The 12,085-nt window shown below is 56.4% G+C and carries 12 protein-coding genes and 1 tRNA gene; 10 read left to right on the top strand and 3 right to left on the bottom strand.

Annotated features, from left to right (window positions below; all coding sequences use genetic code 11):
* Positions 1 to 36 precede the first annotated feature (36 nt).
* The 9 genes from NSJP_RS13000 (at position 37) to NSJP_RS13045 (ending at position 8,599) form a co-directional block, all read left to right on the top strand.
* Positions 37 to 1,818: a porin gene (locus NSJP_RS13000; protein ID WP_080887307.1), complete on the top strand. Its 1,782-nt coding sequence runs from the start codon at positions 37 to 39 to the stop codon at positions 1,816 to 1,818.
* 34 nt (positions 1,819 to 1,852) lie between these two features.
* Positions 1,853 to 2,647: a molybdate ABC transporter substrate-binding protein gene (gene modA, locus NSJP_RS13005; RefSeq protein ID WP_080887308.1), complete on the top strand. Its 795-nt coding sequence runs from the start codon at positions 1,853 to 1,855 to the stop codon at positions 2,645 to 2,647.
* 354 nt (positions 2,648 to 3,001) lie between these two features.
* Positions 3,002 to 3,205, top strand: a complete 204-nt coding sequence (locus tag NSJP_RS13015) for a TOBE domain-containing protein (RefSeq protein ID WP_080887310.1) — start codon at positions 3,002 to 3,004, stop codon at positions 3,203 to 3,205.
* Between the two features lie 72 nt (positions 3,206 to 3,277).
* The gene (gene modB, locus NSJP_RS13020; RefSeq protein ID WP_080887311.1) at positions 3,278 to 3,952 is read left to right on the top strand and encodes a molybdate ABC transporter permease subunit; all 675 of its coding nucleotides are present in this window, start codon (positions 3,278 to 3,280) and stop codon (positions 3,950 to 3,952) included.
* Positions 3,937 to 5,034 carry an ABC transporter ATP-binding protein gene (locus NSJP_RS13025; RefSeq protein WP_080887312.1) on the top strand — a complete coding sequence of 366 codons (1,098 nt, stop codon included), beginning with the start codon at positions 3,937 to 3,939 and terminating at the stop codon, positions 5,032 to 5,034. Before modB ends, NSJP_RS13025 begins: the two co-directional genes overlap by 16 nt.
* A gap of 451 nt (positions 5,035 to 5,485) precedes the next feature.
* Entirely contained in the window at positions 5,486 to 6,031 is a 546-nt protein-coding gene (gene lexA / locus NSJP_RS13030) for a transcriptional repressor LexA (RefSeq protein WP_172834332.1), read from the top strand.
* Positions 6,032 to 6,054: 23 nt separating this feature from the next.
* The gene (locus NSJP_RS13035; protein WP_080887313.1) at positions 6,055 to 6,303 is read left to right on the top strand and encodes a hypothetical protein; all 249 of its coding nucleotides are present in this window, start codon (positions 6,055 to 6,057) and stop codon (positions 6,301 to 6,303) included.
* A 171-nt stretch (positions 6,304 to 6,474) separates the two neighbouring features.
* Positions 6,475 to 7,197 (top strand): hypothetical protein, encoded by a 723-nt coding sequence (locus NSJP_RS13040; protein ID WP_080887314.1) that lies wholly within the window; start codon positions 6,475 to 6,477, stop codon positions 7,195 to 7,197.
* 463 nt (positions 7,198 to 7,660) lie between these two features.
* Positions 7,661 to 8,599, top strand: coding sequence for an ATP-grasp fold amidoligase family protein (locus tag NSJP_RS13045; RefSeq protein WP_172834333.1), 939 nt, complete (start codon positions 7,661 to 7,663; stop codon positions 8,597 to 8,599).
* Between the two features lie 422 nt (positions 8,600 to 9,021).
* Here NSJP_RS13045 and NSJP_RS13050 read toward each other — a convergent pair.
* Positions 9,022 to 9,097, bottom strand: a tRNA-Met gene (locus NSJP_RS13050).
* An 82-nt stretch (positions 9,098 to 9,179) separates the two neighbouring features.
* On the bottom strand, positions 9,180 to 9,878 hold the full coding sequence (locus tag NSJP_RS13055; protein ID WP_080887316.1) for a lipid-binding SYLF domain-containing protein: 699 nt from the start codon (positions 9,876 to 9,878) through the stop codon (positions 9,180 to 9,182).
* Between the two features lie 219 nt (positions 9,879 to 10,097).
* Between NSJP_RS13055 and NSJP_RS13060 the strand changes: the two genes are divergently transcribed.
* A complete protein-coding gene (locus NSJP_RS13060; RefSeq protein ID WP_080887317.1) occupies positions 10,098 to 11,597 on the top strand; it encodes a M48 family metalloprotease in 1,500 nt (499 codons plus the stop codon).
* Between the two features lie 14 nt (positions 11,598 to 11,611).
* On the opposite strand, the gene NSJP_RS13065 is transcribed toward NSJP_RS13060, so the two are convergent.
* Entirely contained in the window at positions 11,612 to 12,058 is a 447-nt protein-coding gene (locus NSJP_RS13065) for a response regulator (RefSeq protein ID WP_080887318.1), read from the bottom strand.
* Positions 12,059 to 12,085: the final 27 nt, after the last annotated feature.

The raw sequence follows: 12,085 nt of genomic DNA on the forward strand, positions 1-12,085 counted from the left end.
TCCACACTCATATCCAATCATTTTCGGAGGTCGGTCATGATGTTGCGGAGATGGTTTTCCCAAATGGGCTTCGGACCTCGAGCCGCCAAGGCGATCGTTGCAATGAATGCTGCAGTCCTGTTGAGCCTAGTCCCCGATCTCGGGCAAGCAGTAGATTCGGGAAAATTAGTCGAGAAGAACGGCGAATACGTCTTCGTCGAAAGCATGGACCCCGCCACGCGCTTGCTGTTGGAGCGGTCCTACGAAAAAGGCATCATCACACAAGAAGAGCGTGATAAGGCCATCAAGGAGTCCGAATCCCGCGCCTATCTGATGCAGCCGAGCTTCAAGCTTTGGTACGACCGGGGATTCAATTTCTCGATGAACGACAACGCCTTTCTTCTCAAGATCAGGGGACGCCTGCAAATGCGGGAAACGACCAGGTGGAGAAACGACGCGTGGAGAAATCCGGGAGATGCAAAGAATTATCCGGAATTGCTCGGAGTTTTCGGAGACTATCGCGCCAATCGATCGGACGATTTCTACACGCAATTCAACATACGCCGGGCCCGGCTGCTGTTCCTCGGCCACCTCATCAATCCCGATTTCAAGTATTTCGTTCAGCTGGGATTCGAAACTGCGGAGAACGCCCAGACGCCCGGAGCCGCAAATTTGCTCGACTTCTATTTTCTGAGCACGCACTTTTCGTTGTTCAACGTGCAAGCCGGTCAATACAAGGTGTTCTTCAACCGGTCCCAGATCAATAACACCGCGTCCATGCAGTTTGCCGAACGCTCCTTGGTTCAGGATGCCTTCACCGCCAGCGGTCTCAATCGTCGGGACGTCGGCATTACGATCATGAATGACGACGAAGTCTATCCGGTGAACTATTATCTCGGCGTCTATAACGGAGCCGGGCCATTGTTCAACCGTTACGGGACTTATGATAGCGAAGAAGCGACCGTCGGATGTCCGGGCGGACAGACAGGCGGCAATCCCTTTCCTTCGCCGGCCGGTTGCCCGACGAACTCTCGAAATCTGAACGCCAATTTCCGCAACGAGATGGACAAACTGATGTATGCCGGTCGTCTGCAATGGAATATCATGGGCCGGCCCGGCTACGGTGAAGGCGATCTGGCCTACTCGGAAAAGCCGCAAATGGCGGTCGGCGGAGGCCTCGCGTACAATCCGGGAATCAACACGAGTACCGACAATGCCTTCGTCGGCATCGATCTGGCCAACCTGAATTTCCGGCGGCAGCTGGCGACGTTCGGTAACGGGCGGCAACTGGGCTGGGGTGTCGTGAACTATTTAACGCATGCGTTCGACGGCGTGTTCAAGTATCGAGGGTTCTCCTTACAGGGCGAATATTATTTCAAGAACGTCGAACGGACCTTCAAGGGGGCCCCTTGTCTCCAGACGGCCGGGAGCGGCGGACCTTGTACGGCGCAGGCTCCGGGTCTCCTCGGCAACTCCACGGGTTTCTATGTGCAGAGTGGATATTATTTGATCCCGAGGAAGGTCGAGGTGGCGGCGCGCTACTCCTATTGGGATCCGGATACGAATGCATCGGGCGACTTGATCAAGCAGCTCGACGCTTCGATCAATTGGTTTCCGTTCGGGACCTACGATTACCAGGTTATGCTGACGTATACGAACTTGGCTATGGGAACCGGCGGGTATGCCATCGGCCGGAGCAGCCCATTGCCAAGTACGGGTGGCTCACAAAGTACCGTCCCCTGTCCGGCTACCTTTCCGTCAGGCTGTGTGCCCTTGGATGCTCGCGGCGGCACCTTGATAGAAAATGCCATCCGACTCCAGTTTCAGATCTTTTTCTAGTTCGTCATAATACGGTCATCTAGGAGGTCGAACCATGAATCATCGTCGGTGCGGGATATTCGTAACCAGACTGACGACCCTCGCGCTCTTTCTGATCGTGCTTGTCTCTTCCGCTGGCGTGACTCTGGCCGAAGAACTTACGATCGCCGCCGCGTCGGACCTGAGTTTTGCGTTCAAAGAGCTTGCGGGAGAATTTGAGAAGAGCTCGGGGCATCATGTCAAACTATCGTTGGGATCGTCCGGGAACTTCTATTCGCAGATTCAGAACGGTGCTCCATTTGATCTCTATTTTTCGGCCGACATCGGCTATCCTCGGAAACTGGAAGAGGCGGGTCTGACGGTACCCGGTTCTCTTTATCGATACGCAATCGGGCGAATCGTCGTGTGGGCGGGGCATGGATCGCGTCTCGATATGACGAAGGGGATGGAAGTACTGCGCGAGTCAAGCATCAAGAAGATTGCCATCGCCAATCCCAAACATGCCCCCTATGGACGGGCCGCCGTGTCCTCCATGGAGCACTTTAACCTCTACCAGCAGGTCAAGGATCGGCTGGTTCTGGGAGAAAACATCTCCCAGGCCGCCCAATTCGTCGAGTCGGGTGCCTGTGAGGTTGGAATCATCGCCCTTTCACTGGCTCTGGCGCCGACGATGAAAGCCAAGGGTGCATATTGGGAGGTGCCGGCCGAGACCCATCCCGCGCTGGAACAGGGCGCGGTCATTCTGAAGTCGTCCCAACGCCGGGAAGCGGCGCAGGAATTTCTCGAGTTCATAAAAGGTCAGACAGGACAGGAGATCATGAAACGCTATGGTTTCACCATTCCGGCATAACCGACGATTCATTGGGTTATTAGCCGTGACGCTTATGCTTCTTACGTGCGCGGCCTGTTCCGACGCCGTGCAACTCGTGGGAGAAACTGAGACGGGGGGCGTCGTCACCTATTTATATAAGGAGGACCGGGGGGGGCCGATGGGGTCACCGCATCGGAAGGAGGCATTGGCAGTCATCGAAAAGAAATGCCCATCCGGTTATATGGTCGTGCGGGATGGAGAAGTGAGAGGCTATTCCGGGATGTCGAGCACGGATGGGCATGAAGGTGAGGTGACGGGCCAGCGATGGGGCATTCGATTTCGATGTAAATAGCCACGATAGGTACCACGTCATCACTAAATGGGGGATTCACCATGAAACTCAGCGCGCGGAATCAATTTCAAGGGACTGTGGTTCGGATCACGGACGGACAGGCCATGGCAGAAGTCGTCGTCAAGGTCGGCCAACTTGAATTCGTTGCGGCCATCACCGAAGGCTCGGTCAAGAGCATGGGGCTTAAGGTCAACGATACCGTAACGGTGGCCGTGAAGGCCACGGAAGTCATGATTGGTAAGTAGAATTCGACGGTTCTTTCCGCGGCGTATCGCGGGGAGAACGCCTCGGACGCCGACGAAGGGTAGGGCGGGATCGTGAATTGGACGGCAATTTGGGTTACTTTCAAGCTGGCGTCCCTGACGTCTCTCGCCCTATTGGTTCTCGGACTGCCCATCGCCTACTGGCTGGCCTATTCGAGACGACGATGGAAATTTCTCGTCGAATCGGTCGTGGCCCTTCCGCTGGTGCTCCCCCCCACTGTATTGGGATTTTATATCCTGGTGGCCATCGGTCCGCACAGTCCCGTCGGGCGGTTGTACACCGACATCGTCGGAGAACCATTGCCGTTCAGTTTTCAAGGGCTCCTGCTGGCGTCGATCCTTTACAGCCTGCCGTTTGCCGTCCAGCCCTTTGCGTCGGCGTTCGGTCAAGTCGACCGCAAGTTGATCGAGGCGTCGTGGACGTTGGGCTTGTCTCGATTCAAGACCTTCTTCAAGCTGATCGTGCCCCTCTCCTTGGCGGGGCTCGTGACGGGAGTCGTATTGAGTTTCGCTCATACGCTGGGTGAATTCGGCGTCGTGCTCATGGTGGGCGGAAACATCGAAGGCGTGACGCGCACCATTTCCATCGACATCTACGATGAGGTGCAGGCTCTGAACTATGCTCAGGCTTCAAAGACGGCTGCGTTCCTGCTGGTCATTTCATATCTTGTATTGCTCCTCGTCTATGCCGTCAATCGGAACATGTGGACTGCATGGCCGCGGAAATAGCCATCGATATCCATAAGACCTTTCCTGGACGCGCGACGATCCGCGCCCGTATTCGGTATCCGGTTGAGGCTTCGACGGTCTTGATTCTCTTCGGTCCGTCCGGATCCGGAAAGACTACGGTCCTCCGGTCGGTCGCGGGGCTTGAATGTCCGGAGCAGGGGACGATCCGCTTTATCTCGCGGACCTGGCTGGATACGGCGGCCGGCGTCAACATTTCGCCGCAAGATCGCCGCATCGGATATATGGCTCAAGAATACGCGCTGTTTCCCACCTATACGGTTGCGGGCAATATCGCCTATGGCTTAGGCCATCTCAGTGTCTCGGATCGAAAGCGGCGGGTGAGCGAAGTCTTGGAACTCTTTCAATTGGGTGGCCTGGAATCGGTCAAGCCTCGGGAGCTTTCCGGCGGGCAGCAGCAGCGGGTGGCTCTTGCGCGAGCGGTCGCGCCGAGACCCCAGTTGTTGCTGCTCGACGAGCCTCTCTCGGCGCTGGATGCGCCGACCAGGATTCGTCTTCGCGGGGAGCTCAGAAGCCTTCTGAAGCAACTGGCGCTGCCGTCGATCATTGTGACGCATGACCGCGAGGAAGCATTGGCGTTGGGTGATGTGATGGCGGCGATGAGCGACGGGGCGGTCCTCCAAGTCGGTACGCCGCAGGATGTCTTCAGCAGGCCGGCGAATGCGGAGGTTGCCAAGATCGTCGGCGTGGAGACCGTGGTGCAGGGGCGCGTTCTTCAAGCTGCCGACAGCCTCGTCACGATTGAAGTGGGAGAACAGACGCTCACGGCCTTGGATGGACCCGAACTCGGCTCCGCAGTCTTCGTGTGTATCCGTGCGGAGGATGTGATGCTTGAGAAGATCGGCACCGCGCCGACGAGCGCGCGCAATCATGTGAAAGGAATTGTCCGCGACATTGCATCTGCGGGACCATTGGTCAAGGTGAGTCTGGATTGCGGATTTCCTCTGGGAGTATTGGTTACGAGATCCGCTTTGGAAGAGTTGGGGCTTGAGCCGGGCTCGCCCGTACGGGCGGCGATCAAAGCCGGATCGGTACATGTCGTGCCCCGTCAGGAGGGAAACTGACGGGGTCAATGAGTCCCTATTCGCAGAAATGCATCGACTTCCTCCTGCCGCTGACCGCATAAAAGCCGGTAGTCTTACCAGCTGAAAAATTCAAGGTTCGCCTCTCCCCAGCTTCTGTGGATAACCCTGTGCGTAACGATGGAATCCAAGAAAGAAGGCGTGCATTCGGCTGTACCGGGCACCTGTTTGCCTATTTTTTGGGCATTGGGTTGTAGGGGTGACAACCCACCATATCTTGTGGGTATTCCTGTAAAACGCGGATAAATGGTTATGCGCTGATTACGAGCGGTGTTTTCACGCAATGCTTGCGTATCGGCTTGGCAGGCGCAGAGTTTCACCGAAAGTTATTCACAGAGCCTCTGCGAAAGAGGCATTCCGTCTCCATTAATATAAGAACGGTTGAAATTGGGCTTGACAGGCGTTGTCCCAGTATGTAACCATCGGTTACATCATGAAACCATCCGAGCTGAAACACATGCGGGAGCAGCTGGGACTTACGCAGCAGCAACTGGCTGATGCGCTGCAGACGACACGAGTTTCGGTCGCACGGTATGAGGCAGGTATGCGCCGTATTCCCGGGATGGTGAAGGTGGCAATCGAGCGACTGAACCGCTCCTCGGAAATTCCCATGGCCGGGATGGTCGCCGCAGGAGCACCGATCGAACCGGTGCCTCAAGCCGAGTTGATCGAAGTCCCGTTGAGCATGTTGCGGGGAGGCGATACCTTCGCGTTGCGCGTCAAGGGAGAATCGATGAAGGACGACGGTATTCTTCCCGGTGACATCGTTGTCGTGCACAAACAGGAAACGGCGAAAAACGGACAGACTGTGGTGGCGTTGGTCAATCATGAGGCCACAATCAAAACGTACTACAAAAAAGACACTCACATCGAATTGCATCCGGCCAATAGCGCCATGGAGCCGATCTTTGTTCAACCGTCCGATGCGTTTCATATTGAAGGCATCGTGATCGGCGTCATTCGACATTGTTCAGCATAGAAGCAGAAGCAAGGAGGACTGTGATGATGGAGCGAACCATGAGAGCCAACGATCGACTGATGGATCTGGAGCGAACGGTGAGCGTACTCAACGGGCGTCTTCTGAATTTGCAATGGGAGTTGCAGCGGGCAAAAGCCTATTCCTTGCCGGAGCGCATTTGGCGAAATATCGTCAACGGTCGTCAGGGAAACAGGTTCATGTCGACGGTCTGCAGCAGACATATACGTCCGAATATGAAAGTGAGGGACTATGCCGGTACAACCGGACACTGACACGCAGGCAGTCGGACGCTGTGCCGACTGCGGTAAGTGGAACACTCATTTGGTCGGATATGTGGATACGCTCGCGCCAATCAGACTGGAGCTGTGTGATCTCTGTTGGCACGCCCGCCAGCATCGACAAAATTTTTCCGGAGGATGCTGCGGGTAACGGAGAGGTGGAACATGCGTGCGACCGTTGAATCAACGACATTGCCACTTCTCGATCGTCCGGGCGACGAGTACGCGGCAGAGACGAAACACGGCGCATCGGGAGACTGGTCCCTTGCGTTACGCTATGCCCAGGTGCCGTTTTATCCCGACGACAAGCTGCTCCTTCTCCATGGGCATGCCCTCGTGTTTCGATTGGGCCTCCATATCGCGACGGAGCGGGTCTTGGGCGGAGAGCCGGTTCTTTATGTCGATGGAGCCAATACGTTCGATCCGTTTGCGGTGGGTCGATTGGCCCGTGCCAGACGGCGCCAACCCCGTCAGGTTCTGGCCGGGATTCATGTGGCCAGGGCATTCAGTTCCCATCAGATAGAACGATTGATATCGGACTGTCTTGGCGCTGCGCTCGATCGATATCACTCCCGTATTGCCATGCTGGCCGGATTGTTTGAGACCTTTTATGATCAGGCGGTTTCCGATCATAGCGCCGAGAAGTTGTTCGGTCGCATGATGAACGCGATCATTCGATTGACACGGCAAGGCTATACGATCGTCTGTCTCTGTCCTTCCGTTCCCATACTTACACAGGCGGGCCGGCAGCGGTTCGATCAACTCCGCGTTCACGCCGACCGTGTTCTTCGCGTGCAGGAAGGGCAAGGTGTCGTACGGCTTCACGACGATGGGTTGAACGACGGCCGATCATGGGAGATTCCCCGTACTCTGCTTACCGAACGATGAAAGGATCTTCTTTCTCACTTGCCCTGATTCCGATCGACAGGATTTCAGTTACCTCGGTGGGAATCATCAGTTAAATGAGCGAATTCGCACAAGACATAAAGATTCTTGGAAGGTTTCGGTAAGAATGGAGGTGTAGGAGTGACTGTTTTACCCTTCACACTTGAATGTTTGAGGGTACTCTCGATTTATCATTAATGATCGCTAGTGTTTTCCCCGGTTGTGCCTCCGTCAGCTCTTCCGTAACCTGCAGTCAAACGAGAACACATCCTGGAAAGTCGACTCAGGTTCAAGCCAGTCGCACGGTAAATTCACTGAGCTGTTTCTTGCATGTCTGGTCAACAGACGGATCAATTCGTCTTGGAAGCAATTCAGAAACATAGGAAACCAGCCCGACGTACCGTGGAGAACTTGTAAGAATATGATCAAGCCCCTTGTCAGGCGCCTGCTTACCCCGGATGTTCGTATGAAGGTCTGGGAAGCGAGGCAGCGATTGAACCAATGGTCCCATCATGATCTGCCGCGATGGTGGGAAGCCTGTTTGCCCGATGTGTATGTACAGAAATCACAATTTCGACGTGTTTTTGGGCGATCCCTCAATCTGGCGTCGCCCGCGACTTTTAATGAAAAGCTGCACTGGCTGTCCCGCCATTATCGTGATCCGGTCATGACCGAACTCGCGGATAAGTACTCCGTCCGCGCTTTTGTCGAGAAGCGGGCCGGCTCCGAGTATCTGAATGAACTGTACGGCGTGTGGGAAGATCCCTCAGTCATCCCCTTTGACCGATTGCCCGGCGCATTCGCGTTGAAAGTGACATCCGGGAGCGGGCAAAACATTTTATGTCGCGACCGATTGGCCCTTGATCGAGACGCGACGATACGGCAACTCGCCAAATGGATGAAGCACAGCGAATACTGGGTTTCACGGGAGTGGGCGTACAAGGATATTCGCGCACGGGTCATTGCGGAATCATTACTCCTCGATGAAAGCGGAGACGTGCCGCAGGACTATAAATTCTTCTGCTTCGACGGCGTCCCGCGGTTCATTCAAGTCGATACGGGTCGCTTCACCGACCACCGCCGTGATCTATTTGATCTGGACTGGCAGAAGCTGCCGGTCACGTATACCTATCCATGCAGCGACGCCCCCCTTCTCCGGCCACGGATGTTGGATGCAATGCTGGATCTGGCCGCCAAGTTGTCGCAGGGATTCCCGTTTGTGCGGGTCGATCTCTACAACATCGGCGATTCCATCAAATTCGGTGAGATGACGTGGTATCCAGGAGGCGGACTGGAACGGTTTTCTCCAAGCGAATATGACTTCGTGTTTGGGGAGGCCGTCACATTGCCGCAGCGCAGACGACCACGCGGTTTCGGAATGTTCGGACTCGGAATGTTCGGATGAGACTGACGGTCAGCAGAGCCATGCGATAGTTCAATCGACGCATGCGCTTACCCCTCAATTCCCGCGTGTGCTCTAGCACCTTCTCCCAATAGAGTCACTAACCGGCCACTAACTGACAGATATCGACTACCTCCCGCTTGCCAGATCACCGTCAACAGTCCGGCAGATCGCGATATACAGGAGCTTAATCGTGAGGGCAGAATCCCCGCTTGATGAGCCGCCGGCACGAGCAAGCTGGTTGATACCAACAAGAACCACTAAAGGGGTCTATCCGCCGGCCCAAGGAAGAGAGGCTACGCCTGAATAGCCGGGCGGCTCTCACGAAGTGCGGTATCAAATCGGAACAGCCAAGGGGTTTATCCGGCGGCATCAATAGGGGAGAAGCTTCGCTTGATGAGCCGCCGGCACGAGCAAGCTTGGTTTGGTGGCGGTGACCCGGATTGAACGGGTGACCCGCGGCTTATGAGTCCGCTGCTCTACCAACTGAGCTACACCGCCAGTGTAAGCACAAAGAAAGCGGAAAAATAACGACTTGGTTATACCACCTGCATGAGGATTTCGTAAAGGCGGGGCTCCGGTGTCACGGAATCAATCTGGCGAGCGCGGCGCGAAGTCTGTCCGCGCCGGGATTGGTCACGGTCTTGTTCGCGAGAATCTCTTCTGGGTTGACCGGGGCGCCGTAATAGGTCTGATTATCTTTGGCTGAGGCCGTGATGGCGAATCCCTGCAGAGAGAAGCCCACGAATACGCCCTTCGACCAGGCGAAGGAGATCAAATCAAGCGCGGTCGTGCCTCCTTCTCCGAATGCACCGACCGTAAAACCCCCGTCGACGCCGAGTCGTTTCGTTCCCTTCCCGGAGAAACGTTCAAGCGCGGCAAAGCTCTGGACGATGAGGATCAGTTCCGACGAATCTACTCCGATTTGGGGGCCGAAACTCGTGGAGCTCATCGTATAGAAGGCGGGAGGCGACCATCCGCCCTTCAAGAGATCCCGAGCCACCAGCACGCCACGCCCACCGGATCCGCCGACAACCACGGCACCGCGCCACAGTTTGGGGACGATGAACACGGCCTTCATGCTGTCGGGCTTCAGACGATATCCCGCGGCAAGGCCCGGTTCGGCCAGGAATCGTTCGAACGTCGAGATGGCCTGATCGATCAGCTGCTGTTGCTCGGTGGTCTCATCGGCCGAGGCAAAGGAGGCGTTTCCTGCCTGTAGGATGATGCCGAAGAGAAGCATCATCGCTGCAGCAACTGGAAGAGAGACGCATTTCATCATGGGGTCAATCCTACGCAACGTCTTGCTTCATCAAGCTGGGCAAGACTACCAAACGATTATCGTGCCCGCAAGGGACGACTGGGGACGTGAGACCGGGACCGGGAGGAGGAACGTGACGCGTCGAAGACGGCGAGGACGCTTCGTTGTGAACAATGGGCAGCAGCTGTGCTAGACTGCGGTCCGCTTCGAAGATCGGTCCAATTTGGAAGGTGACGGAATATGACGACGACTTCATTATCGCACTCGGTTCGTGGAATCTGTTCCGGCGGCTTGGCTGTTGTCGTCCTGTTGATCGGGTCGAGCGCCTGCACGATCAATCCGGTGAGCGGGTGGCCGGAGTTTACCCTCGTCACGACCGGGCAGGAGAAACAGATCGGAGCGGAGGAAGCCAAGAAGGTCGAAGAGGAAATGGGGCTCCTCGATAACCAGGCTCTGGCCGGGTATCTGGATCAGCTCGGACAGCGATTGGCGAAGGAATCCCCGCGTCAGAATGTCGATTACCACTTTTATGCCGTGGATATGATCGAACCCAATGCGTTTGCCCTGCCAGGAGGCTATATCTACGTCTCGCGCGGCTTGTTGGCGCTGGTCAACTCGGAGGATGAGCTGGCCGGAGTCGTCGGCCATGAAATCGGTCACGTTGCAGCCCGGCATAGCGTTCAAAAGATCTCTCGCCAGGGGCCGTTCGCGTTGATCACCAACTTCGTGTCCGGCATCACCGGATTTTTCGTGCCGTTCGTCGGTAATGTGCTCGGAGGGATCGGCAACTTTGCGCAAAGCCTGGTGTTTTCGCCATACAGCCGGTCGCAGGAATCCGAAGCGGATAAGGTCGGACAGGAAATGGCTGCCAAGGCCGGGTGGAACCCCGAAGGATTGGCGACCTTTCTGAACACACTGGGGAGGGAAGAGTCGCTATTGAACGACGGACCCCGTAGACCCAGCTTCTTTGATTCGCACCCGGCCACGCCCGACCGCGTTGAGAAAACGGTTAAGTGGGCGAAAGAATTCAAACAGGTCCAGCGGGATCCGATCACACCGACTCCTGAAGCCTTCCTGAAACGATTCGACGGCCTGGTCGTCGGACAACGCGCGGCCAACGGTGTGATAGAAGGCCGTGAGTTCCGTCATCCGGACCTGAATTTCTTCGTCGAATTTCCGGATCAATGGCAGGTGGAGAATACGCCGGTGCAGTTGGCCTCGGCTCCGAAAGAGGGCAACATGGGCGTTCTCGTTCGGGCGGTCGGAGAGGGGACTGATCCGATGGACGGCGCCCGTGCATTGGAAAAGGCCGTCAAATCTCCTGTGGTGGAGAAGACACACCCGACCACGGTGAACGGTTTGCCGGCGGCCAAGGCGAAAATCGGGGATTCGAAGGTCACCGCGGACATCACCTGGATTGCGCACGGAGGGCTGATCTATCAGCTTGTCGGCATCACGGAGACGAAGAACTATGAGGCAATCCATCCCGTTTTTCAGGCGGTGACGAACAGCTTCCGGCCGCTGCGGCCGAGTGAACGGGCGGGCATCCGTGAAAAGCGGTTGCGTCTCGTCGAAGCGCATGCGGGCGAGAAGCTGGAAGCGCTGGTCGATCGATCACGATCCCGATGGACGACGAAGCAGGTGGCGGTTGCCAACAATCTCAAGGAAACCGACCTGCTTCGCGCCGGTCAACTTGTTAAGGTCACCATGGAAGAACCGTATGTTGGAAAGACGAAGTAAGAACGCGTTCCGACTTAGTCGGAACCGACGTGCGACGACGGCCGCATCGGCGATACGAAGGTACGCCCCATCAAGGCTTCACGAACGGCGACCGGAAGATCGGTCGCCAGCCTCGGTTTGACCACATAACCCACCGCTCCCGCCACCAAAGATTCTTCGACGAACTCCCGCTCCTCATGCACGGTCAGGATGACGATCTTTGCGGCAGTACGCTCGCCGGCGAGTTGACGCGCGGCCTCCAAGCCGTTGAGTGTCGGCATCGAAATATCCACGATCAGGACGTCCGGGTGCAGTTCCGCCGCGGCCTGGATCAGGTCGCGGCCGTTGTCCACCGTCCCGACGATCTGGAATTCGGGCTCGAGCACTCGGGACACCATGTCCAGCATGGCTGGATTATCTTCGGCCAATACGATTCGAGGGGAGGTATTCTCGGTGTTGGCGTGTTGAGGCAACAGAGCCATTTGGGTGGACCCACTCTACGGTGGATA

The sequence above is a fragment of the Nitrospira japonica genome (assembly GCF_900169565.1).
GTDB lineage: Bacteria > Nitrospirota > Nitrospiria > Nitrospirales > Nitrospiraceae > Nitrospira_C > Nitrospira_C japonica_A.